Raw genomic sequence first — 23,133 nt, 5'->3', positions numbered from 1 at the left:
CTAATATTAATCGCAAGTATACACAGCAATAATATTTACACGGTATGACCACGGTTCGGTCGTTACGTATACCGTGTACGCAGGCCATGAATATACTTTTTATATTCATTCAGAGAATGATAAGGCGATGATGTTAAGCGCCGATTGTTTGCCGGCAGGCGAAGGAACTTCGACAGGAAGCGGAGGTGTTATGTTACCAGGACAAGGTAAGTTTGGTGTTGTTATTAGTAAAATTCCCGTCATGCAGTCAGGGTTAAAGGTTATCTTCAATGAAAATCTCCCTGATTACGAACTCAGTTTTTGTCGTTCTCATGATGAGCTCACCCTTTTGCAACTGCGGCGGGCAGTGCTGGTCGTCGCGGATATCTCCGGCGAGATTGCGCATCCCCGTGCCGTCTGCGAGCGGTATTACTCTCTGATGACGCAGTATCGTGATATTCACTGGGTTTTTATGGTCAGTGACAGCCTCTATCCATTGGCCGTTGAGCTTTTAATTCGCCCTGAAAGTTCGCTGATCTCGGAGAGTGAGCCGGTTAACCGGTTGATTGAGGTGATTTGCGCCGGCAGTCGTGCCGCTGAGCAAATTAGCCGGACGTTGTTCACCGGAGACGAGGATAGCGATTTCGCAAGCTACCACTCTGCGGCGATGCTGACCCTTTCGGAACGCAAGGTTTTGCGTCTTCTGGCAAAGGGATGGGGAATCAATCAGATCGCTGCGCTGTTGAAAAAGAGCAATAAAACCATCAGTGCGCAGAAAAATAGCGCAATGCGACGCTTATCACTGCGAAGCAATGCTGAAATGTATGCCTGGATCAACAGCGTGCAGGGAATGCAAGAGCTGAATATCAATTCAGCTTACGGGGAGCAAATGGAATGGAAAAAAATAGCACAACCCACCATGTCGCCATCGTAGAGAAATGTGTGATGACGGAAATGGCCTGGCGCTATATCTTTAGTCGTGAAGATAATAGCCGATATCATATTCATCTGTTTAAAAATGTCAGTATGCTCAGGGCGGCGGAAACATCGTTTTCCTGGTCGGCCATTATCTTTTCTCTTTCGGGAAGCCGTTCTTCACGAGCTGAGAGTCTGCTTTTTGTTCATGAAATGGCGCGGTGTCGGCCGGAAGTCCAGGCAATTATTCTGGCTAATAATGAAAGTGAAATGCATCTGATCGGCCATCTTATGCCGGCCTGTCTGCACGGCATACTGAATAAATCCGCGCCGCGACGCGGGTTACAGGAGCGTTTGTTACAGTTGCTGGACAATCATCACCTCAGCGGCAGCGAACAATTTTGCGACAGAGAGGCGTGCAACGATCCGCTAAGTCCAACGGAGCACGCCATCCTTCGGTATATGTCGTGGGGATATTCGCTTTCTGATATTGCGATACAGCTGAACCGGAACATTAAAACTATCCGCGCGCATAAATTTAACGCCATGACCAAGCTCGGGGTTCGCTCAGACATCGGTTTATTAAACGCGGCGGATATCTTGCTGCATTTACCGATGAGCGGCGCGAACAACGCCGTTAAACAGGTGGCGTAACGCGGCTATAAACACACGTCTACCCATGTCGCATCGGTGAGCTGCGCCAATCGTTCTGGTTCAATACGAACGGCGCTGTGAATGGCTCCCGCTGCGGGTAGCACCTCCTGATAGTGCCTGAGCGAGACGTCGCAATAGACGGCCAGCGGATTTTCCAGACCAAAAGGGCACACGCCGCCTACCGGATGACCGGTCCAGGTCACCACCTCATCGCTGCTTAACATTCTGGCTTTCGCACCAAAGGTCTCTTTCAGCTTTTTGTTATCCAGCCGCGCATCGCCCCTGGCGACGATCAGTACAATCTTATCCTTGATCTTGAGCGACAGCGTTTTGGCGATTTGTCCAGGCTCAACGTTGTGTGCGGCAGCGGCGAGCGCGACGGTGGCGGTACTCTGATTTAACTCAATAATTTCGATATCGGGGGCGTGTTCGGCAAAAAACTGCCGTACAGACTGCAGACTCATTGGATTCTCCTGATTTAAGCCTGGTTAAATCTGTCACAAGCCTGGCGGAGTGTAAATAACAGCACGGACAATCCAGATTCTTTCTATTTTGTCGATCTCCTTCACATTCACCGTAACCGGTTACTGTAACCGGTTGCGGTTGTGCGCGTAGAGATGAATACTGGAACAGTCACTTCTCACTTTATTTATAACATAAGAGCCGTGTATGAATCGTTGCGTCATGAGCAGTATAGCCGGTAATCCATCAGCGGCCTGCTGCATCAAAAAGCGGTCATCGTAACGGCAGGGTAATCGTTGTTGGGCCAGTATCAATAGCCTGTCAGGAGGGCTACTATGTCTGCTAACCATGCTGCGTTTAATTTGATATTTCGCTTTGTAGAAAATTACATAAGCCCCATAGCAGGGCGGATCTCATCGCAGCGCCACGTCATGGCTATCCGTGACGGTTTTATCTCAGCGATGCCATTTATGATCGTCGGATCGTTCCTGCTGGTGTTTGCTTATCCACCTTTCTCACCGGATACCACCTGGGGTTTTGCCCGCGCCTGGCTGGATCTGGCAAAAGAGTTTGAGGGGCGTATTCTGACCCCCTTTGATATGACGATGGGGATCATGTCGATCTACATCTGCGCGGCGATCTCCTATAACCTCGGTAAGCACTACGAGAAATCCAATCAGCTCGATCCCTTTATGTGCGCAATGCTGTCGATCATGGCCTTTTTGCTGATTGCCGCGCCGAAGACCAATGGCACGCTGCCGGTGGATAGCCTCGGGGGGACCGGGATCTTTACCGCGATTCTGGTGGCGATCTATTGCGTGGAAATGATGCGTTTTTTGAAAGCGCACAACATTGGGATCCGCTTGCCGGACCAGGTTCCGCCGATGATCAAAAACTCCTTTGATCTGTTGATCCCAGTGCTGGTGGTCGTGCTGACGCTGTATCCGCTGAGTCTGTTTATCCAGCACCATTTTGACATGCTGATCCCGCAGGCCATTATGGCCATCTTCAAACCGCTCGTTTCGGCAGCCGACTCTCTGCCGGCAATTCTGCTGGCGGTGCTTATTGGCCACCTGTTGTGGTTCGCCGGGATCCACGGTGCTGCGATTGTGTCCGGGATGCTGCAGATGTTCTGGCTGACCAACCTCGGTATGAACCAGCAGGCGCTGGCCCAGGGGGCGCCTCTGCCGCATATCTTCATGGAGGCTTTCTGGACATTCTTCATAGTGGTTGGTGGTTCCGGGGCGACCATGGGGCTGGTGTTCTGTTATCTGCGTAGCCGCTCAGCGCATTTGCGCTCCATTGGTCGTCTGAGCGTGGTGCCAAGCCTGTTTAACATTAACGAGCCGGTTATCTTTGGGACGCCTATCGTCATGAATCCGGTGTTCTTTATTCCGTTCCTGCTGGCGCCAATGGTGAACGCGGTGCTGGCCTGGGCAGCAATGAAGCTGGATCTGATTGGCCGCGTTATCTCGGTGGTACCGTGGACGGCGCCAGCACCGATTGGCGGCGCCTGGGCGCTGGGCTGGGATTTTCGGGCGGCGGTTCTGGTGATCGTTCTGGCCTGCGTATCGGCGATTATCTACTTCCCGTTCTTTAAGGTGTATGAGAAACAGCTGCTTGCTCAGGAAGCGGAAGAGGCCGAGCGAGCAGAGCAGGAGAGTCAACAGACCGCATAAATAGCAACGGGCGGCAAGGGCCGCCCGTTAATTTTGAGGTAGGGGGCGTTATTTCAGCGTGCAGTCGCCGCACTGTTGGACATCCGGCAGGCGATAGCGCTGGCAGCAGGTGCGTCGGACTAACAGCCCTTCACGCAGCACCACCGTTCGCCACAGCGGGTTATCCTGACCATCGGCGAGCTGTTTTTCAAAAAAACAGTGTTGACGCAGAGCGGCGACCTGCTCATCGCCCAGCAGCGTGCGCATTTCACCTAAATACCAGTTGATCAGATAGCCGGTATTACTCCAGATAAGTTTGCCATTGATCTCGCCCGTCGCTTCCAGCGCCTCAACAATCGGCTGCAGGGTACGAATCACCAGGGCATCTATCCGCGCCTGCGGTGAAAGCGCTGCTATCCTGGCATCGCTATGCACATCAATCCAGAAGCAGGCAGCCCGACCGCTCTCGTGAAATTCGACATGGAAATGTTCTGGCGCCAGGCTGAGTCCCTGCGGTTCATTAAGCAGCGCCAGCATCAACGGCGGCACCAGCAGGCCGATATACCACTGGGCCCAGAGCGAGAGCAGGGGCTTCTGTTCACGCGGCTGCGTGGGCTGATGACGATAGATATGATCGGACCAGGTGGCCAGCAGGGAGCGTAACGCGATGGGTTGCGACCACTCGGCGAGCGTTAACGCATGCGGCGGGGCAGGCTCATCCAGACGCAGGAAATCCAGCAGATGAGGGCGCAGGGCAGTGATTTTTGCCCGAAGACTCTCCGCCAGCGCGCGTTCAGCCGTCGGGAAGGGAGCCCGCCAGATGAGTTCGTCGCTAAGAGAAGGGGAGCGCCAGGCCATTTGATTTCCAGATACAAATCTAAATGATAATGATTCCTGATATTAGTTGTTTGCAGGCGGCATGGCAAGGAGTTTGTCGGCGCCGCGATACCGCGGCGCGCGAAGGAAAAGCTAACTGGCAAGAATAATATTGCGTCCTTTATTTTTGGCCTCATACAGTGCGCCATCGGCTCGTGCCAGCGCTTGCTCAATGTTGTCATCAATGAGCGGCGTCAGGCCAATGCTGATGGTCACGTTGGTGGCGACACTTTCATTAAACATATGCGGGATCTTCAGATCATAGACCCGCTGGCGAATGCGTTCGGCAGCCTGCCAGGCGGTTTCCTCGCTGCTGTTGGTCAGCAGGACCATAAACTCTTCCCCACCAAAACGAGCGACAATATCGCGTGAGCGCACGGCGTTGCGGATCGCGGCAGAGACGCGAATCAGCGCCTGGTCGCCCATCATATGACCATAGTGGTCGTTATAGGCTTTAAAGTGATCGATATCGAGGAGCAGCACAAAGTGGTTGTCTCCGTCCAGCGCCAGCAGGGTGTCGAGGCGGTTCTGTAGCCCGCGGCGATTATACAAACCGGTCAGGGGATCCAGCATACTGAGATCGTTGAGCGTGTTGCGTTCCTGCATCAGTTTATCCATTAATCCTTGCGTGAAGGCATCGTTGCGCTTCTGGATAATATTTTGCAGGGTAATACCGGCAATAGGCAGCACAAAACAGTAGGTCATGCGCAACCATTGTTCCCCCTCTGACATTATCAGGCAGATAAGGAAAGTCGGTAAAGAGTGAAGGGTAAAGGCAGTGATATTATTGGAAAAAGCGATGGTGCCGATAAACAGAATGCTTAATAGGGCGATTACCAGATAGTTAAAATGCGGCGGTGTCAATAGCATCGCTTTTGCCACCACGTGCCATGCCCAGAGCATGCCAAATAACAACGAGATAGCCGGAATATTTATTTTCGCTTGCGGCCATTTCCAGTGCCAGAGCAGCAACAGCCCGCTGCAGGCCACGATCAGGGCGCAGGGCAGCGTAAAACGAACTACCGTAAATAGTGGGCTGACCAGCGACAGAGAGGAGGAAATGAAATTAAGCAGTAAAAAAAGCCGTAAGGAATATTGATATTTTTGTGCGTAGTGTGCTCGCCAGGTTTGTGCAGTCATATCGGAAGAATCATTATTAGTCGTTAAATTTCAAAATGATGAAAGCCAAAAATGAAGAGTCTGATAACAATGTGCAAAAAAAGGTTATTTGCAAAATAAGCAAAATATTTAATATATATCGATAATCCGCTTAATTTATCACCTTCATGAATGTATGTCATTACCGCGAACGTAAAGAAAAAGACGCAAAGCACATCGCAAATGACAAATGATAAATGTTATCATATGATATTGGTTATCATTATCGTTTTGAGAGGTGAAACCATGTTGCAGCGGGCATTAGGGAGTGGTTGGGGTGTGGTGGTTCCCGGCGTGCTGATTGCCGCTCTCGGGTATGCCGGAGTCTCGGCCGATGTGTGGCGGGCGCTGGTCACGGTGGGCATGCTGATGTCTGCAGCGATGATATGGCATCGTCAACTGCGCCACTTTATCCTGCTGCCATCTTGCGTTGCATTGATTGGTGGAATAATGCTGATGATTCTGGATTTTAAACTGGGGGGATAATGCCGGAAGAGAAAAGAATATTGGTGCGAGGGGGGGGACTTGAACCCCCACGTCCGTAAGGACACTAACACCTGAAGCTAGCGCGTCTACCAATTCCGCCACCTTCGCACAGTATTCTTTCTTTAGGATATTGCCTCGTTGGTGCGAGGGGGGGGACTTGAACCCCCACGTCCGTAAGGACACTAACACCTGAAGCTAGCGCGTCTACCAATTCCGCCACCTTCGCCCAGTGCGAGCAATATCTTTGTGGATTATGGTGCGAGGGGGGGGACTTGAACCCCCACGTCCGTAAGGACACTAACACCTGAAGCTAGCGCGTCTACCAATTCCGCCACCTTCGCATACCATCGACACTATGAAAGTATCGTTACCACGGAGGCGCATTCTAGTGGTTTTCGGCGGCACGTCAATAGTTAATTATGCAGGTTGTATCGATTGCTGCAAAAATGGTCGGGTTTGCCGCGAAGAAGAGCCAGCGGCACCGCAAGTGGGCCGCTGGCGCCAGAAGACGATTATTTTTTCGCCTGGCGGGTCATGATGGTGCGATAGACCTTAAACCGTCCTGTTTGGGCGATCACTTCATGGAAGCCAAATGTCTCATCCAGTACCTGGGGATACGGCAGGAAGGCGTTGGCGACAATGCGCAGTTCGCCGCCGCTGTTCAGATGGCGAACCGCGCCGCGGATCAGCGCCTGGGCCGCTTCGAGGCTGGTCTGCAGCCCATCATGGAATGGTGGGTTGGAGATGATCATGTCGAAGCGACCATTGACCTCCGAAAAGACGTTGCTGGCAAACACATCGCCTGCAAAACCATTAGCGGCAAGCGTCGCGCGGCTGGCTTCGACCGCCGGGGCGCTGACGTCGCACAGGGTCAGACGTACCTTCGGCGAATGGCTGGCCAGCACTGCGGCCAGCACGCCCGCGCCGCAGCCGACGTCCAGCACTTTCCCTTTGGTATGCGGCTCGAGAGTGGACAGCAGCAGCTGACTGCCGACGTCCAGACCGTCGCGACTAAACACGCCAGGCAGCGTTTTAATCGTCAGATTATCCAGCGCATACTCGCCCCAGAATGCTTCGGCGTCGAAGGTCGGCTGCTTTTCCAGACGACCATGGTAGAGGCCACAGCGACGGGCGCTGTCGATTTTATTCAGCGGGGCATATTCGGCCAGCATTTGCTCTGCGCTGCGAACGCCGCTACGGTTTTCCCCGACGACGAAAATATCGATTCCCACCGGCAGCAGAGAGAGCAGGTTCATCAGCTGGAACTGCGCCTCGGGTTTGTTCTTCGGCCAGTAGTAGATCAGGGTGTCGCAATCGGCGACGTCGGCGGCCTCGGCCACTAAGCTAAAACGGACGTTGTCACCCATCTGACGGTTCAGCACCTGCCAGTGGTGGAGCTGTTGGGTATGAGCGCGGCTGGCCGCGGTATCCAGACGCGCAGGCAGGTCATCCTGCAGGTCACCGGCAAACAGAACGCGGGCGGACTCGAAATCATCACTGTGGCGCAGCAAGACTTCACTTGCCGGGGTAAAAGCGGACATGAAACACTCCTTCATTAAGACTGGCGCCGATTATAGTAGTTTGTTGGCGCAGATACGACGGATTTGCTATATTGCGCGCTTGTTTACCAGGAGTGTTTCGCTATGACATCCCGACGAGACTGGCAATTACAGCAGCTGGGCATTACCCAGTGGTCGCTGCGCCGACCGGGGGCGTTGCAGGGCGAAATCGCTATCTCGCTTCCTGAACATATTCGTCTGGTGATGGTGGCAGAAACCCCGCCGTCGCTGACAGAGCCGCTGATTGGCGACATATTACGCGCGCTGTCCGTGACGCCAGATCAGGTCCTGCAGCTTACCCCCGAGCGGGTGGCGATGCTGCCGCAGGACAGCCGTTGCAACAGCTGGCGGTTGGGCACAGAGGCGTCGCTGCCGCTGGCGGGCGCCCAGGTGTCCACCCCCGCTTTTGATGAACTTCAGACCAGCGCGCCTGCTCGCAGGGCGCTCTGGCAACAAATCTGCGCACATGAACACGATTTCTACCCTCAGCACGGCTGATTTATCCAACGCCTGGCAAATCGAAAAACGCGCCCACGCTTTCCCGTGGAGCGAACAGACCTTTGCCAGCAATCAGGGTGAACGTTATCTGAATTACCAACTGGCAGTGGATGGGGAAATGGCGGCATTTGCCATTACTCAGATTGTCCTTGATGAAGCGACGCTGTTTAACATCGCCGTCGACCCCGCATACCAGCGCCGTGGCCTGGGACGGGAACTGCTGGAACATGTTATTGATGAAGTTGAAAAACGCGGCGTCGTCACGCTGTGGCTGGAGGTGCGCGCTTCCAACGCTGCCGCCATTGCGCTCTATGAAAGCGTGGGTTTTAACGAAGCGACCATCCGCCGCAACTACTATCCGACGGTCGACGGGCGCGAAGACGCCATCATTATGGCTCTGCCAATCAGTATGTAAGACAAGGTGATACGATGAAATGGGACTGGATTTTCTTTGATGCCGATGAAACGTTGTTTTCGTTTGATTCTTTCAGCGGCTTACAGCGGATGTTTCTCGACTACAGCGTGACATTTACCGCCGAAGATTTTCAGGACTATCAGGCCGTGAATAAGCCGCTGTGGGTGGATTATCAAAACGGCGTCATTACCTCGCTGCAGCTGCAGCACCAGCGCTTTGACAGCTGGGCGGAACGTTTGAATGTTAAGCCGGGTGAGCTCAACGACGCGTTTATGAATGCGATGGCGGAAATCTGTGCCCCGCTGCCGGGGGCGGTCTCGCTGCTCAACGCGCTGCAGGGCAAGGTCAGGATGGGCATCATCACCAACGGTTTTACCTCGCTGCAGCAGACTCGTCTGGAACGCACAGGTTTACGCGATCACTTTGATTTACTGATTATTTCTGAAGAAGTCGGCGTCGCCAAGCCGGATGCGCGCATCTTCGATTACGCGCTGGCGCAGGCGGGTAATCCACCGCGCTCGCGAGTACTGATGGTCGGTGATACCGCTGAGTCGGATATCCGCGGCGGCGTGAATGCCGGCCTGGCGACCTGCTGGCTGAATGCGCACCAGCAAACGCTGCCGGTAGACCTGCAGCCCGACTGGACGGTGACCTCGTTAAGCGAACTGGAGCAGCTCCTGTGTAAACACTGATTGCCTCCCCCCCATTGATGGGTAAAATAGCCGCAATTTTTCGTATTCCACATGCGCAGCCCGTTGCTGCGTTTACTTAGAAGATTAATTATGACGTTGTCTCCTTATCTGCAAGAGGTGGCCAAACGCCGCACTTTTGCCATTATTTCTCACCCGGATGCCGGTAAGACCACCATCACCGAAAAGGTGCTGCTGTTCGGACAGGCGATTCAGACCGCCGGTACCGTAAAAGGCCGTGGCTCCAGCCAGCATGCAAAGTCCGACTGGATGGAGATGGAAAAGCAGCGTGGGATCTCAATCACCACCTCGGTGATGCAGTTCCCGTATCACGACTGCCTGGTGAACCTGCTGGATACGCCGGGGCACGAAGACTTCTCCGAAGATACCTACCGTACTCTGACGGCGGTTGACTGCTGTCTGATGGTGATCGACGCGGCGAAAGGCGTTGAAGACCGGACCCGTAAGCTGATGGAAGTTACCCGTCTGCGCGACACGCCGATCCTCACCTTTATGAACAAACTCGACCGTGATATCCGCGATCCGATGGAGTTGCTGGATGAAGTTGAGAATGAGCTGAAAATCGGCTGCGCGCCGATTACCTGGCCTATCGGCTGCGGCAAGCTGTTCAAAGGCGTTTATCATCTCTACAAAGATGAAACCTACCTGTATCAGACCGGTAAAGGCCACACCATTCAGGAAGTGCGCATCGTGAAGGGGCTCAACAACCCGGAACTCGACGCAGCGGTGGGGGAAGACCTGGCGCAGCAGTTGCGCGACGAGCTGGAGCTGGTGCAGGGCGCGTCAAACGAGTTCGATAAAGATCTGTTCCTGGCGGGCGAAATCACCCCGGTGTTCTTCGGGACCGCGTTAGGTAACTTCGGCGTTGACCATATGCTGGATGGCCTGGTGGAGTGGGCGCCGGCGCCGATGCCGCGTAACACCGACACGCGTGAAGTCACCGCCACGGAAGAGAAATTCACCGGCTTCGTGTTTAAAATTCAGGCCAACATGGACCCGAAACACCGCGACCGTGTGGCTTTCATGCGCGTGGTGTCCGGCAAATATGAAAAAGGCATGAAGCTGCGTCAGGTGCGTATCGGTAAAGACGTCGTGATTTCCGACGCGCTGACCTTTATGGCCGGCGACCGTTCTCACGTTGAAGAAGCGTATCCGGGCGATATCATCGGCCTGCATAACCACGGCACCATTCAGATTGGCGATACCTTCACCCAGGGCGAGATGATGAAGTTCACCGGTATTCCGAACTTCGCACCGGAACTGTTCCGTCGTATTCGCCTGAAGGATCCGCTGAAGCAGAAACAGCTGCTGAAAGGGCTGGTTCAGCTCTCTGAAGAGGGCGCGGTACAGGTCTTCCGTCCGATCGCCAATAACGACCTGATCGTCGGCGCCGTTGGTGTGCTGCAGTTTGACGTGGTGGTAGCGCGTCTGAAAAGCGAATACAACGTGGAAGCGATTTACGAATCGGTCAACGTGGCCACCGCGCGCTGGGTTGAATCCACGGATGTGAAGAAATTCGAAGAGTTCAAACGTAAAAACGAAGTTCAGCTGGCGCTGGATGGCGGCGATAATCTGACCTATATCGCCCCGACAATGGTCAACCTGAACCTGACGCAGGAGCGTTATCCTGACGTGGTGTTCCGCAAAACGCGCGAGCACTAATCCCTGATGAAGCGCGGCATAGCCCGCGCTTTTTTCTTTCCAAGCTCGCGTTTCCCTCCTTCTGGAAAGTTCTTAAAACACCGCTAATTCGTCTGTTTTTTGTCCATATCATCCGCAACCCCTTCGTCTGTCTACTATATTTAATTCGTGATTTTAAAAATGCTGGCGTAATTCACTGCTTTCAGACGCCAGCGCTGGTGAAAAAACGAGGACATCACGATGACCAGACTAAAGAATGCCAATATGTTGCTGGCGCTCTTCTTAGGCTTAGCCGCGTTGAACGCCTCGGCAGAGACGGAAAAAACAACGGTAGACAGTGCGAAGTCGGCTGCCAGCAATGCGGGAGAGGCGGTAGACAATTCGATTAATAAAGTCGGCGATTTTATGGATGACAGCACCATTACCGCGCGGGTAAAAGCGGCGTTGATCGACCATAAAGATATTAACTCCGGCGATATTTCGGTGAAAACGGAGAATAAAGTGGTCACCCTCAGCGGCGACGTCACCAGTACTGAACAGAAAAGTCAGGCACTGAGCGTAGCGAAAGGGGTCGAAGGCGTCTCGCACGTTAACGACAAGCTGACGGTCCATCATAAATCATCGAGCGAGACGGCGACGCTGAAAGGCTATGCCGGGGATACCGCCATTACCAGCGAAGTGAAAGCCAAGCTGCTGGCGGATGACATTGTCCCTTCGCGCAATGTGAAAGTCGAAACCAACGCCGGCGCGGTGCATCTGACCGGTACGGTGGCTTCCGCGGCGCAGGCGGAGCGTGCGGCAGAGATTGCGAAAGCGGTCTCCGGCGTGAAAAGCGTCCGCAACGATCTTAGCGTTAAGTAAATCGAGTTATTAACAAAAGTGTTGTCTGGCCAAGGTTGCCGAACGAATAGCAGCATCCTCTGAGCGATGAGCTATACAGAAAGGGTGCGCAAACCGCTGTTCACCGTCCATTATGGTAAGGAGAAAAGTATGTTTCGATGGGGAATTATTTTTCTGGTCATTGCATTAATTGCTGCGGCCCTGGGCTTTGGTGGTCTGGCGGGTACTGCCGCTGGCGCCGCGAAAATCGTCTTTGTCGTCGGGATTATCCTGTTCCTGGTGAGCCTGTTTACAGGACGCAGACGTCCTTAGGTGGCCCGCGATGCGGGCGATGCTGAAGCCTGAGCATTTTTACTGACACGTCATCTTACACAAAGCCAGTCCTGCGGACTGGCTTTCGCGGTTTAAGCGGTGGGCAAATTGCGTTACCTTGTCAGGAGAAGACCAATCGAACAGGAAAGCAGGGTGGGGCAACGCATTCCCGTCACGCTGGGCAATATCGCCCCGCTGGCGGTTAAACCCTTCCGACCAGGTAAGCTGGCGCTGGTATGCGAAGGCGGGGGACAGCGAGGGATTTTTACTGCCGGGGTGCTGGACGAATTTATGCGCGCCGGATTTAACCCCTTTGATCTGATGTTGGGGACCTCCGCTGGCGCGCAAAACCTCTCCGCCTACATGTGTAATCAGCAAGGCTATGCCCGCAAAGTTATCACCCGCTACACCACCTCACGCCAGTTTTTCGATCCGATGCGCTTTGTGCGCGGCGGCAACCTTATCGATCTCGACTGGCTGGTGGAGGCCACTTCGCAGCAGATGCCGCTGGCCATGAATTATGCTGAAGCGCAGTTCGCGTTGGGGAAAGAGCTGTGGCTGTGCGCCTGCCGCGGTGACGATTACTCTGCCAGCTATTTTTCGCCGACGCCGCAAACGTGGCTGGACCTGATCCGCGCCTCCAGCGCCATCCCCGGCTTTTATCGCAGCGGCGTGTTGCTCGACGGCGTCAGCTACCTTGACGGCGGCGTCAGCGATGCGATCCCGGTGCAGGAGGCGGCCCGCCGCGGCGCGCAGACCATCGTGGTGATCCGTACCGTCCCCTCGCAGATGTTTTATACCCCGCAGTGGTTTAAGCGGATGGAGCGCTGGCTGGGGGAGAGCAGCCTGCAGCCGCTGGTCAATCTGGTGCACCACCACGAAAACACTTACCGCGCTATCCAGCAGTTCATCGAGAAGCCACCCGGCAAGCTGCGGATCTTCGAAATCTACCCGCAGCGGCCATTGCGCAGTATGGCGCTTGGCAGTCGGCTGCCGGCGCTGCTGGAGGACTACAAAACCGGACGTCAGTGTGGCCGCTATTTCCTGGCGACGGTGGGTAAACTGCTGGCCGACCAGCCGCCGCTGCTGCGCCATGCGCCGCGTATTGCCCGGCCTGCGCCGGTGGTGGTGCCGCCCGTACCGGTGGCCAATGAAGCGCCTCAGGCGACTGTCATTCCTGCACCGCAGGCGAATGACGCCAGCTTTGATCATGAGGATCTGGCATGAGCCACCGTTTTATCGATACCCACTGCCACTTCGATTTTCCTCCCTTCGCCGAGGATGAAACCGCCAGCCTGGCGCGCGCGGCCCAGGCCGGTGTCGGGCAGATCATTGTCCCGGCCATCTCCGCTGCGCGTTTTAACCGGGTGCTGGCGCTGGCGGCGCAGCATGAGGCGCTGTACGCCGCGCTGGGCATGCATCCGATCGTCATTGAGCAGCATGCCGATGAGGGGTTGGCGCAGCTGGAGAGGTGTCTGTCCCTGCGTCCGCCAAAACTGGTGGCGGTGGGGGAGATTGGCCTCGATCTCTATCGCGACGATCCGCAGTTTGACCGCCAGCAAGCGCTGCTGGAGGAGCAACTGAGGCTGGCGAAGCGTTACGATCTGCCGGTGATCCTCCACTCCCGACGTACCCACGATAAGCTGGCGATGCTACTGAAAAAACATGCCCTGCCGCGCACCGGCGTGGTACATGGCTTCGCCGGCAGCCTGCAGCAGGCCGAGCGCTTCGTTCAGCTCGGCTATAAGATTGGCGTTGGCGGCACTATTACCTATCCGCGCGCCAGCAAAACCCGCGAAGTGATGGCGTGTCTGCCGCTTTCCGCGCTGCTGCTGGAGACCGATGCGCCGGATATGCCGCTGAATGGTTTTCAGGGTCAGCCCAACCGCCCTGAACAGGTGGCGCGCGTATTTGACGCGCTATGTGAACTGCGCGCGGAACCGGCACCGACGATTGAAGCCGCGGTGATGGCGAATACAAAAAGCCTCTTTTCCGCGCTGGCGGGCTAAGCCTCTCCTTTTCCGCCTGAGACGAAGCAGGTCTCGATTTTGGCCTGCTGTGATAATTCCATCATTTTTTGTCCATCAAAAATTCTTTATATCTCAATAATAAACTGTTGTTTATGGCGACGATGTGCACAAATTGTGCGCCATGGCGTCGAGAAACCTTAGTAGGATATGTTAGAATAATAACATCATCACTCACTGCGCTTTGCCGGTTATGCTTAAACAGGACGTAAAGGTAAGCGTTGCGATAGTGAATGATTAATTGTGACTTGAATCACATCACAGTAATGCAAATTAGTAAGTAGTTTTCATTAACTGTGATGAATGTCGAAGTGTAACAGCGAGTGGATGTTACAATAGTAACAGACTCGCAAGGTGAACAAACTATTGATCCGGCATGACGCCGGCGGAGTATGAAATGACTGATTTAAAAGCAAGCAGCCTGCGCGCGTTAAAACTGATGGACCTGACCACCCTGAATGACGACGACACCAATGAGAAAGTCATTGCCCTGTGTCATCAGGCGAAAACCCCGGTGGGTAACACTGCGGCGGTGTGTATCTACCCGCGCTTCATCCCGATTGCCCGTAAAACGCTGAACGAGCAAGGAACGCCGGATATTCGCATCGCCACGGTCACCAACTTCCCGCACGGTAATGACGATATCGACATTGCGCTGGCGGAAACCCGCGCAGCGATCGCTTACGGTGCCGATGAAGTGGACGTGGTCTTCCCGTACCGCGCGCTGATCGCCGGCAACGAGCAGGTCGGTTTCGAGCTGGTGAAAGCCTGTAAAGAGGCCTGCGCGGCGGCCAACGTGCTGCTGAAAGTGATCATCGAAACCGGTGAGCTGAAAGAAGAAGCGCTGATCCGCAAAGCGTCTGAAATCTCTATCAAGGCAGGCGCTGACTTTATCAAAACTTCGACCGGCAAAGTGCCGGTGAATGCCACGCCGGAAAGCGCGCGCATCATGATGGAAGTGATCCGCGATATGGGCGTTGAGAAAACCGTAGGCTTCAAGCCTGCCGGCGGCGTACGCAGCGCGGAAGATGCGCAGCAGTTCCTGGCGATCGCTGATGAACTGTTCGGCGCCGACTGGGCCGATTCTCGTCACTATCGTTTTGGCGCATCCAGCCTGCTGGCTAGCCTGTTGAAAGCGCTGGGTCACGGCGACGGCAAGAGCGCCAGCAGCTACTAATCCCTTGATTTGCCGGATGGCGCTGCGCTTATCCGGCCTACGAATGGATGCCTGTAGGCCGGATAAGGCGCTCGCGCCGTCATCCGGCAATTTATTCTCTTTGGGAGGTTACCGTGTTTCTCGCACAAGAAATTATTCGTAAAAAACGTGATGGTCATGCATTAAGCGATGAAGAGATCCGCTTTTTCATCAACGGCATCCGCGACAATACTATCTCAGAAGGGCAGATCGCCGCGCTGGCGATGACCATTTTCTTCCACGATATGTCCATGCCGGAGCGTGTTTCGCTGACCATGGCGATGCGGGATTCCGGCACCGTTCTCAACTGGAAAAGCCTTAACCTCAACGGCCCGATCGTCGATAAACACTCCACCGGCGGCGTGGGTGACGTGACCTCGCTGATGTTGGGGCCAATGGTGGCCGCCTGCGGCGGTTATGTACCGATGATCTCCGGGCGTGGCCTCGGCCATACCGGCGGTACGCTGGATAAACTGGAAGCGATCCCGGGCTTCGATATCTTCCCGGACGACAACCGCTTCCGCGAGATTATTAAAGATGTCGGCGTGGCGATTATCGGGCAGACCAGCTCGCTTGCTCCGGCCGACAAACGTTTCTATGCCACCCGCGATATTACCGCGACGGTGGACTCCATCCCGCTGATTACCGCCTCGATTCTGGCCAAGAAACTGGCGGAAGGGCTGGACGCGCTGGTGATGGACGTCAAAGTCGGCAGCGGCGCCTTTATGCCGACTTATGAACTCTCTGCCGCGCTGGCCGAAGCGATCGTGGGTGTTGCTAACGGCGCCGGCGTGCGTACCACCGCGCTGCTGACCGATATGAATCAGGTGCTGGCATCCAGCGCCGGCAACGCCGTTGAAGTTCGCGAAGCGGTGCAGTTCCTGACCGGCGAATATCGCAACCCACGCCTGTTCGACGTGACGATGGCGCTGTGTGTGGAAATGCTGATCTCCGGCAAGCTGGCGGCGGATGACGCCGAGGCGCGCGCGAAGCTGCAGGCGGTGCTGGATAACGGTAAAGCGGCGGAAGTCTTTGGCCGCATGGTCGCGGCGCAGAAAGGGCCGACCGACTTTGTCGAGAATTATGATCATTATCTGCCGACGGCGATGCTGAGCAAAGCGGTCTATGCTGATACCGAAGGTTTTATCAGCGCGATGGATACTCGCGCGCTGGGAATGGCAGTGGTTTCTATGGGCGGCGGCCGCCGCCAGGCATCAGATACCATTGACTATAGCGTTGGCTTTACCGATATGGCGCGTCTGGGTGACCACGTTGACGGACAGCGTCCGCTGGCGGTGATCCATGCCAAAGACGAGAACAGCTGGCAGGAGGCCGCGAAAGCGGTCAAAGCGGCCATTAAACTGGACGATAAAGCCCCGGAAATTACACCGACAGTCTATCGCCGCATCACTGAATAGCGATATACTGATCTGATCGCTTTTTTGCAGCGCAAGATGTATGGAGAACAAGATGAAACGTGCATTTATCATGGTGCTGGACTCCTTTGGGATTGGTGCAACGGAAGACGCAGACCGCTTTGGCGACGTCGGCGCCGATACGATGGGCCACATTGCGGAAGCCTGCGCCAAAGGCGAGGCTGACAATGGCCGCAAAGGCCCGCTGAATTTACCGAACCTGACCCGTCTGGGTCTGGTGAAAGCGCATGAAGGTTCTACCGGTAAAATTGCCGCCGGAATGGATGGCAATGCCGAAGTGATTGGTGCCTATGCCTGGGCGCATGAACTCTCTTCTGGTAAAGATACGCCGTCCGGTCACTGGGAAATCGCCGGTGTGCCGGTGCTGTTTGACTGGGGCTACTTTAGCGACCATGAAAACAGCTTCCCGCAGGAGCTGCTGGATAAGCTGGTGAAGCGTGCGAACCTGCCGGGCTACCTCGGCAACTGCCACTCCTCCGGGACGGTGATCCTCGATCAGCTCGGCGAAGAACATATGAAAACCGGGAAACCGATCTTCTATACCTCCGCTGACTCGGTGTTCCAGATCGCTTGTCACGAAGAGACCTTTGGCCTCGACAAGCTGTATGAGCTGTGCGAAATCGCGCGTGAAGAGCTGACCGAAGGCGGCTATAACATTGGCCGCGTCATCGCCCGTCCGTTTATCGGCGACAAAGCCGGTAACTTCCAGCGTACCGGCAACCGTCACGATCTGGCGGTCGAACCGCCGGCGCCGACCGTGTTGCAGAAGCTGGTTGACGAGAAGAACGGCCACGTGGTGTCCGTGGGTAAAATCGCCGACATCTACGCCAACTGCGGCATCACTAAGAAAGTGAAAGCCACCGGGCTGGACGCGCTGTTCGACGCGACCATCAAAGAGATGAAGGAAGCGGGCGACGAGACCATCGTCTTCACTAACTTCGTCGACTTTGACTCCTCCTGGGGCCACCGTCGCGATGTCGCCGGCTACGCGGCGGGTCTGGAGCTGTTTGATCGCCGTCTGCCGGAGCTGATGGAGCTGGTTGGCGAAGACGACATTCTGATCCTCACCGCCGACCACGGCTGTGACCCGACCTGGACCGGTACCGACCATACCCGCGAGCATATTCCGGTGCTGGTGTACGGCCCGAAAGTGAAACCGGGTTCGCTCGGTCACCGTGAAACCTTCGCGGATATCGGCCAGACTATTGCGAAATACTTTGGTACGTCTGACATGGAATATGGCAAAGCCATGTTCTGAGGTCATTGCCCGGTGGCGCACAGCGATCCGGGCCTACGATTTGTAGGCCGGGTAAGGCGTAGCCGCCACCCGGCAAAAACAACAATGTAAAAGGAACTGAAGATGGCAACTCCTCACATTAACGCAGAAATGGGCGATTTCGCTGACGTCGTTTTGATGCCGGGCGACCCGCTGCGCGCGAAGCACATTGCAGAAACCTTCCTTGAAGACGTGCGTGAAGTGAACAACGTGCGCGGCATGCTGGGCTTCACCGGTACTTATAAAGGCCGCAAAATCTCCGTGATGGGCCACGGGATGGGTATCCCGTCCTGCTCAATCTACACCAAGGAGCTGATCACCGATTTCGGCGTGAAGAAAATCATCCGCGTTGGCTCCTGCGGCGCGGTGCGTGAAGATGTCAAACTGCGTGACGTGGTGATCGGCATGGGCGCGTGCACCGACTCTAAAGTGAACCGTCTGCGTTTCAAAGACCATGATTTCGCGGCAATTGCCGATTTCGGCATGGTGCGTAACGCGGTAGACGCGGCGAAAGCGCTGGGCGTTGACGCGCGCGTAGGCAACATCTTCTCCGCTGACCTGTTCTATACGCCAGACCCGTCCATGTTCGACGTGATGGAAAAATACGGCATCCTGGGCGTGGAAATGGAAGCGGCCGGGATCTACGGCGTGGCGGCAGAATTCGGCGCGAAAGCGCTGACCATCTGCACCGTCTCCGACCACATCCGTACTCACGAGCAGACCACTGCCGCTGAGCGTCAGACGACCTTCAACGATATGATCAAAATCGCGCTGGAATCGGTACTGCTGGGCGACCAGGAGTAAGCGTGGTATAGCCCGGTGGCGCTTTGTTTACCGGGCTTGCATCAAATCTGTAGGCCGGATAAGGCGTAGCCGCCATCCGGCTTTTTTTATCAGCGCACCGCGCCGGCTATCCACGCCGACAGTTCTTTGAGTTCCGCTTCCTGCTCCGGGAAATCGCCGACCAGCGCCTCACACTGCTGCTGCAAGACTTCCGCCCGATACTGACAGCCAACTAAGCGTGCCGCCAGGGCCTCCAGCGGCGCCGGGTTCAGGCTATCGGTAAAGGCTTGCGTGCGGGTGATATGGCCTTTCTCGACATCAAAATGCAGCTCAACGCCGCCCCAGCGAAAGCGCTCGTCCAGCAGATGAGAGAAGGCCGGCGCCTGGCCGAAGTTCCACTCCCAGCTGCTCTGGCGGGCGAAGGTCTCAGCAAAATTCGGCAGGTCCGGCGTGTTGTCCGGGGAGATCACCTCGGCGTCCACCCGTTCGCCGTAATGGTTGAAGAACGCCTCCTGAATCGCCTCGCAAATGTGCTGATGGGTAATGCCCGGCAGCAGCTCAACCAGGTTCGCCACGCGACCGCGCACCGAGGTAATGCCTTTGGCCTGTAGCTTTTTCTGGTCCGGGTTAAGGTAGTTAGCGAGGCGACTTAAATCGGCATTCAGCAGCAGGGTGCCGTGATGGAAGCCGCGGTCCATGGTTTCGCGATAGGCGGAACCAGACACCTTGCGGTCGCCGCTGTCGGTTTTGACCACCAGATCGTTGCGCCCGGAGGCTTCGGCGGTTACGCCGAGTGAATTGAGCGCCGCCAGCACGATAGCGGTGGAGACGGTTTTGTCGTACTCCGGTTTGCCTGCCATAAAGGTAAAGCAGGTATTGCCGAGGTCGTGGAACACCGCGCCGCCGCCGCTGCTGCGACGGGCCAGCCGCACGTGATCTTCCTCCATGCGGCGAGTATTACACTCCTTCCACGGATTCTGCGCGCGGCCGATGACCACGGTATCGGCATTGCGCCACAGGAACAGCACCCGCTGGGTGGCGGGCATCTGGCGGAAAATACACTCCTCGACCGCCAGGTTGAACCACGGGTCGTAAGAGTCAGAGAGCAGGAGGCGCAATGTGGACATTATAGATTTCCTTTCTTTTCATCGTCTTCATCCTCAACCGGCTTGTTGGCGGTGAGCAGGAAGGGCGATTGCTGCCAGCGGGTGCGTTTGCCCTGCAGCAGCGTGCGGGTCAGCACCACGCCGATAGCCAGGGACAGCAACAGCATCAGGCGTAATATATTGGTGGTATTATCCACCTGCTTCGCCTCGGTCGCCAGGGTATGAGTATCGAGGGTCAGACGCAGGTAGCCCAGCGGGCCGTTTTTTCCCGGAACCGGCTCGACAATCTGCTGGTTGAAGTAGCCGCCGGCTTTTTTGCCATCCAGCGCCAGCCGGTCGCGAACCTCGACGCTTTCGCCAGAGCGTGCCACCAGGTCGCCCTGTTCGTCATACACGCCGGCGTCCAGTACGCGGCTGTTATGGGTCAGCTGCGTCAACAGTTGATTAATGCGCTTCTCGTCCGGTGTTTCGCTGCGCATCAGCGGCACGAGATTCAGTACCACCTGCTGCGCCAGCGTGCGGGCCAGCTCTTCCAGCTGCGGATTGCGTTGTTTCTGACTGTTCTGACTGAACCACGAGGCGCCCTGCATCAGTGCGACGAGCAGCGCCAGACAGATAAGGACAATGACCGCACGATGCAGCCGGAATTTCAGTTTTGCGCGAACCATATTCCACCTTTGAAAATTTGCAGCTTAATGTTGCCAGAAGCGCTGGTTACAAGGTAGCCTCATGCGTTATTTTCCTCGCCTGAATGAAGAGATGTGGAGCCGTAATGCCTAACAGTTTGACCTGGTGCGACCTGCCTGAAGACGTTTCCCTGTGGCCTGGGTTGCCGCTTTCCCTGAGCGGCGATGAGGTCATGCCGCTGGATTATCACGCCGGGCGCAGCGGCTGGCTGCTGTACGGGCGTGGGCTGAATAAGCGCCGTCTGACGGACTGGCAGCGCGAGCTGGGCGCCGCGTTAGTGATCGTTGCCTCCTGGGTGGTCGAGGATTACCAGGTGATCCGCCTGGCCGGTTCGCTGACTCCCCGTGCGACGCGACTGGCGCATGAGGCGGGGCTGGACGTCGCGCCATTGGGTAAAATCCCCCATCTGCGCACCCCAGGGCTACTGGTGATGGATATGGACTCCACGGCGATCCAGATCGAATGCATCGATGAGATTGCGAAACTGGCTGGCACCGGCGAGCTGGTCTCGGAAGTGACCGAGCGGGCGATGCGTGGGGAGCTGGACTTCACCGCCAGCCTGCGCCAGCGCGTGGCGACGCTGAAAGATGCGGATGCCACTATTTTACTGCAGGTGCGCGACGCGCTGCCGCTGATGCCGGGCCTGGCACAGCTGGTGCTCAAGCTGGAAACGTTAGGCTGGAAAGTGGCGATCGCCTCCGGCGGCTTCACCTTCTTTGCCGAGTACCTGCGCGACAAGCTACATCTCGACGCGGTGTTCGCCAATGAACTGGAGATCCGCGACGGCAAGCTCACCGGCAACGTGCTCGGCGATATCGTCGATGCGAAATATAAAGCCAATACGTTGCGCAAGCTGGCGGAAAAGTATGAGATCCCAACGGCGCAAACTGTGGCTATCGGTGATGGCGCCAACGACCTGCCGATGATTAAGGCGGCAGGCCTCGGCATCGCCTATCACGCGAAGCCTAAAGTGAATGAACAGGCGGAAGTGACTATCCGCCACGCTGACCTGATGGGGGTATTCTGTATTCTCTCGGGCAGCATGAACCAAAAGTAAGAGGTAAACGTGGCGAAAGCTCCAAAACGCGCATTTGTCTGTAATGAATGTGGTGCGGATTATCCGCGCTGGCAGGGGCAGTGCAGCGCCTGCCATGCCTGGAACACCATCACCGAGATGCGCATCGCCGCGTCGCCGCAGGTGGCGAGAAACGAGCGTCTTTCAGGCTATGCCGGTAACGCCGGCGTGTCGAAGGTGCAGAAGCTGTCAGACATCAGCCTGGAGGCGCTGCCGCGTTTCTCCACTGGCTTTAAAGAGTTTGACCGCGTGCTGGGCGGCGGCGTAGTGCCGGGCAGCGCGATCCTGATTGGCGGCAACCCCGGCGCCGGGAAATCGACGCTGCTGCTGCAAACCCTCTGCAAACTGGCGGAGGGGATGAAAACCCTGTACGTCACCGGGGAGGAGTCCCTGCAGCAGGTGGCGATGCGCGCCCATCGTCTCGGGTTGCCGACGGCCAACCTGAACATGCTCTCGGAAACCAGCATTGAGCAGATCTGTCAGATCGCCGATGAAGAAAAGCCGCAGCTGATGGTGATCGACTCCATCCAGGTGATGCATATGGCCGACGTGCAGTCGTCGCCGGGCAGTGTCGCCCAGGTACGTGAAACCGCAGCCTATTTGACGCGCTTTGCTAAAACTCGCGGCGTGGCGATTGTGATGGTCGGCCACGTCACCAAAGACGGCTCGCTGGCCGGTCCGAAGGTGCTGGAGCACTGTATCGACTGCTCGGTGCTGCTGGACGGGGATGCCGATTCCCGTTTCCGCACGTTACGTAGCCACAAAAACCGCTTTGGCGCGGTCAATGAACTCGGCGTTTTCGCCATGACCGAGCAGGGCCTGCGCGAAGTCAGCAACCCCTCCGCTATCTTCCTTAGCCGGGGAGATGAAATCACCTCCGGCAGTTCGGTGATGGTGGTCTGGGAAGGGACCCGCCCGCTGCTGGTGGAGATCCAGGCGCTGGTGGATCACTCGATGATGTCCAACCCGCGCCGCGTGGCGGTGGGGCTGGAACAGAACCGTCTGGCGATCCTGCTGGCGGTGCTGCATCGTCACGGCGGCCTGCAGATGGCCGATCAGGACGTCTTCGTCAACGTGGTTGGCGGGGTGAAGGTCACCGAAACCAGCGCTGACCTGGCGCTGCTGCTGGCGATGGTTTCCAGCCTGCGCGATCGCCCGCTGCCGCAGGATCTGGTGGTCTTTGGCGAAGTCGGGCTGGCCGGGGAAATTCGCCCGGTGCCGAGCGGTCAGGAGCGTATATCCGAAGCGGCGAAGCATGGTTTCCGCCGCGCCATCGTCCCGGCGGCCAATGTGCCGAAAAAAGTACCGGAAGGCATGCAAATCTTTGGTGTGAAAAAGCTTTCAGACGCGCTAAGCGTTTTTGACGACTTATAATAAGTTAAAAG

Annotated in this window: 25 protein-coding genes and 3 tRNA genes; 18 read left to right on the top strand and 10 right to left on the bottom strand. The window is 56.1% G+C overall.

What is annotated here, in order from left to right; all coding sequences use genetic code 11:
• Nucleotides 1-190: 190 nt before the first annotated feature.
• Together DTA24_RS24360 and bglJ are read left to right on the top strand one after the other, a co-directional pair.
• Nucleotides 191-913, top strand: coding sequence for a helix-turn-helix transcriptional regulator (locus DTA24_RS24360; protein WP_012542932.1), 723 nt, complete (start codon nt 191-193; stop codon nt 911-913).
• Complete coding sequence (gene bglJ / locus DTA24_RS24355; RefSeq protein WP_023339553.1) at nt 874-1,548, top strand: DNA-binding transcriptional activator BglJ; 675 nt, start codon at nt 874-876, stop codon at nt 1,546-1,548. Before DTA24_RS24360 ends, bglJ begins: the two co-directional genes overlap by 40 nt.
• A 5-nt stretch (nt 1,549-1,553) precedes the next feature.
• Here bglJ and DTA24_RS24350 read toward each other — a convergent pair whose 3' ends face one another.
• Nucleotides 1,554-2,012 (bottom strand): YbaK/EbsC family protein, encoded by a 459-nt coding sequence (locus tag DTA24_RS24350; RefSeq protein ID WP_008807537.1) that lies wholly within the window; start codon nt 2,010-2,012, stop codon nt 1,554-1,556.
• Nucleotides 2,013-2,345: 333 nt separating this feature from the next.
• Here DTA24_RS24350 and DTA24_RS24345 point away from each other — a divergent pair, with 333 nt between their 5' ends.
• The gene (locus DTA24_RS24345) at nt 2,346-3,689 is read left to right on the top strand and encodes a PTS cellobiose transporter subunit IIC (protein ID WP_008807536.1); all 1,344 of its coding nucleotides are present in this window, start codon (nt 2,346-2,348) and stop codon (nt 3,687-3,689) included.
• Nucleotides 3,690-3,737: 48 nt separating this feature from the next.
• Here the strand turns inward: DTA24_RS24345 and fhuF are convergent, their stop codons facing one another.
• From fhuF to DTA24_RS28505, 3 genes are all read right to left on the bottom strand, one after another.
• Nucleotides 3,738-4,526 carry a siderophore-iron reductase FhuF gene (fhuF, locus tag DTA24_RS24340; RefSeq protein ID WP_012542930.1) on the bottom strand — a complete coding sequence of 263 codons (789 nt, stop codon included), beginning with the start codon at nt 4,524-4,526 and terminating at the stop codon, nt 3,738-3,740.
• A gap of 111 nt (nt 4,527-4,637) precedes the next feature.
• Nucleotides 4,638-5,684 carry a GGDEF domain-containing protein gene (locus DTA24_RS24335; protein ID WP_008807534.1) on the bottom strand — a complete coding sequence of 349 codons (1,047 nt, stop codon included), beginning with the start codon at nt 5,682-5,684 and terminating at the stop codon, nt 4,638-4,640.
• A 23-nt stretch (nt 5,685-5,707) separates the two neighbouring features.
• Nucleotides 5,708-5,878, bottom strand: a complete 171-nt coding sequence (locus DTA24_RS28505) for a hypothetical protein (RefSeq protein ID WP_012542929.1) — start codon at nt 5,876-5,878, stop codon at nt 5,708-5,710.
• 70 nt (nt 5,879-5,948) lie between these two features.
• On the opposite strand from DTA24_RS28505, the gene DTA24_RS24330 reads away from it, so the two are divergent.
• Nucleotides 5,949-6,188 carry a DUF1435 domain-containing protein gene (locus DTA24_RS24330; protein ID WP_012542928.1) on the top strand — a complete coding sequence of 80 codons (240 nt, stop codon included), beginning with the start codon at nt 5,949-5,951 and terminating at the stop codon, nt 6,186-6,188.
• A gap of 21 nt (nt 6,189-6,209) precedes the next feature.
• Here DTA24_RS24330 and DTA24_RS24325 read toward each other — a convergent pair.
• The 4 genes from DTA24_RS24325 to rsmC all read right to left on the bottom strand — a co-directional run bounded on the left by DTA24_RS24325 (nt 6,210) and on the right by rsmC (nt 7,729).
• Nucleotides 6,210-6,296: transfer RNA gene (locus DTA24_RS24325), tRNA-Leu, on the bottom strand.
• Between the two features lie 31 nt (nt 6,297-6,327).
• Nucleotides 6,328-6,414: transfer RNA gene (locus tag DTA24_RS24320), tRNA-Leu, on the bottom strand.
• A 28-nt stretch (nt 6,415-6,442) separates the two neighbouring features.
• Nucleotides 6,443-6,529, bottom strand: a tRNA-Leu gene (locus DTA24_RS24315).
• Nucleotides 6,530-6,700: 171 nt separating this feature from the next.
• Nucleotides 6,701-7,729, bottom strand: a complete 1,029-nt coding sequence (gene rsmC, locus DTA24_RS24310; RefSeq protein ID WP_123837091.1) for a 16S rRNA (guanine(1207)-N(2))-methyltransferase RsmC — start codon at nt 7,727-7,729, stop codon at nt 6,701-6,703.
• A gap of 102 nt (nt 7,730-7,831) precedes the next feature.
• On the opposite strand from rsmC, the gene DTA24_RS24305 reads away from it, so the two are divergent.
• From DTA24_RS24305 to deoD, 12 genes are all read left to right on the top strand, one after another.
• Nucleotides 7,832-8,245, top strand: coding sequence for a DNA polymerase III subunit psi (locus tag DTA24_RS24305; protein WP_023339555.1), 414 nt, complete (start codon nt 7,832-7,834; stop codon nt 8,243-8,245).
• The gene (rimI, locus tag DTA24_RS24300; protein WP_008807531.1) at nt 8,214-8,660 is read left to right on the top strand and encodes a ribosomal protein S18-alanine N-acetyltransferase; all 447 of its coding nucleotides are present in this window, start codon (nt 8,214-8,216) and stop codon (nt 8,658-8,660) included. The genes DTA24_RS24305 and rimI overlap by 32 nt, the downstream gene beginning before the upstream one ends.
• A 14-nt stretch (nt 8,661-8,674) precedes the next feature.
• Nucleotides 8,675-9,352, top strand: a complete 678-nt coding sequence (yjjG, locus tag DTA24_RS24295) for a pyrimidine 5'-nucleotidase (protein ID WP_008807530.1) — start codon at nt 8,675-8,677, stop codon at nt 9,350-9,352.
• Nucleotides 9,353-9,442: 90 nt separating this feature from the next.
• Entirely contained in the window at nt 9,443-11,032 is a 1,590-nt protein-coding gene (prfC, locus tag DTA24_RS24290) for a peptide chain release factor 3 (RefSeq protein ID WP_008807529.1), read from the top strand.
• Nucleotides 11,033-11,251: 219 nt separating this feature from the next.
• Complete coding sequence (gene osmY, locus DTA24_RS24285; RefSeq protein ID WP_008807528.1) at nt 11,252-11,872, top strand: molecular chaperone OsmY; 621 nt, start codon at nt 11,252-11,254, stop codon at nt 11,870-11,872.
• Nucleotides 11,873-12,001: 129 nt separating this feature from the next.
• Entirely contained in the window at nt 12,002-12,163 is a 162-nt protein-coding gene (locus tag DTA24_RS24280) for a DUF1328 domain-containing protein (RefSeq protein WP_002887716.1), read from the top strand.
• A 153-nt stretch (nt 12,164-12,316) separates the two neighbouring features.
• Nucleotides 12,317-13,390: a patatin family protein gene (locus DTA24_RS24275; protein WP_008807527.1), complete on the top strand. Its 1,074-nt coding sequence runs from the start codon at nt 12,317-12,319 to the stop codon at nt 13,388-13,390.
• Entirely contained in the window at nt 13,387-14,172 is a 786-nt protein-coding gene (locus DTA24_RS24270; RefSeq protein ID WP_123837090.1) for a TatD family hydrolase, read from the top strand. Before DTA24_RS24275 ends, DTA24_RS24270 begins: the two co-directional genes overlap by 4 nt.
• 415 nt (nt 14,173-14,587) lie before the next feature.
• Nucleotides 14,588-15,367, top strand: coding sequence for a deoxyribose-phosphate aldolase (gene deoC / locus DTA24_RS24265; protein WP_002887784.1), 780 nt, complete (start codon nt 14,588-14,590; stop codon nt 15,365-15,367).
• 113 nt (nt 15,368-15,480) lie between these two features.
• Nucleotides 15,481-16,803, top strand: a complete 1,323-nt coding sequence (gene deoA, locus DTA24_RS24260) for a thymidine phosphorylase (RefSeq protein WP_008807525.1) — start codon at nt 15,481-15,483, stop codon at nt 16,801-16,803.
• A gap of 52 nt (nt 16,804-16,855) precedes the next feature.
• Complete coding sequence (gene deoB / locus DTA24_RS24255) at nt 16,856-18,079, top strand: phosphopentomutase (RefSeq protein WP_012542922.1); 1,224 nt, start codon at nt 16,856-16,858, stop codon at nt 18,077-18,079.
• A gap of 102 nt (nt 18,080-18,181) precedes the next feature.
• Nucleotides 18,182-18,901: a purine-nucleoside phosphorylase gene (gene deoD / locus DTA24_RS24250; protein ID WP_004886539.1), complete on the top strand. Its 720-nt coding sequence runs from the start codon at nt 18,182-18,184 to the stop codon at nt 18,899-18,901.
• A gap of 89 nt (nt 18,902-18,990) precedes the next feature.
• Here deoD and lplA read toward each other — a convergent pair whose 3' ends face one another.
• Both lplA and DTA24_RS24240 read right to left on the bottom strand, forming a co-directional pair.
• A complete protein-coding gene (gene lplA, locus DTA24_RS24245) occupies nt 18,991-20,007 on the bottom strand; it encodes a lipoate--protein ligase LplA (protein WP_123837089.1) in 1,017 nt (338 codons plus the stop codon).
• Complete coding sequence (locus DTA24_RS24240) at nt 20,007-20,654, bottom strand: YtjB family periplasmic protein (RefSeq protein ID WP_012542920.1); 648 nt, start codon at nt 20,652-20,654, stop codon at nt 20,007-20,009. The genes lplA and DTA24_RS24240 overlap by 1 nt, the downstream gene beginning before the upstream one ends.
• A gap of 104 nt (nt 20,655-20,758) precedes the next feature.
• Here DTA24_RS24240 and serB point away from each other — a divergent pair, with 104 nt between their 5' ends.
• Nucleotides 20,759-21,730 carry a phosphoserine phosphatase gene (gene serB, locus DTA24_RS24230; protein WP_012542919.1) on the top strand — a complete coding sequence of 324 codons (972 nt, stop codon included), beginning with the start codon at nt 20,759-20,761 and terminating at the stop codon, nt 21,728-21,730.
• Between the two features lie 9 nt (nt 21,731-21,739).
• A complete protein-coding gene (radA, locus tag DTA24_RS24225) occupies nt 21,740-23,122 on the top strand; it encodes a DNA repair protein RadA (protein WP_002887800.1) in 1,383 nt (460 codons plus the stop codon).
• Nucleotides 23,123-23,133: the final 11 nt, after the last annotated feature.

It is taken from the genome of Klebsiella sp. P1CD1 (assembly GCF_003790505.1).
GTDB classification, from domain to species: Bacteria; Pseudomonadota; Gammaproteobacteria; order Enterobacterales; family Enterobacteriaceae; genus Klebsiella; species Klebsiella variicola.
This window is presented reverse-complemented; position numbering and strand designations above follow the sequence as displayed.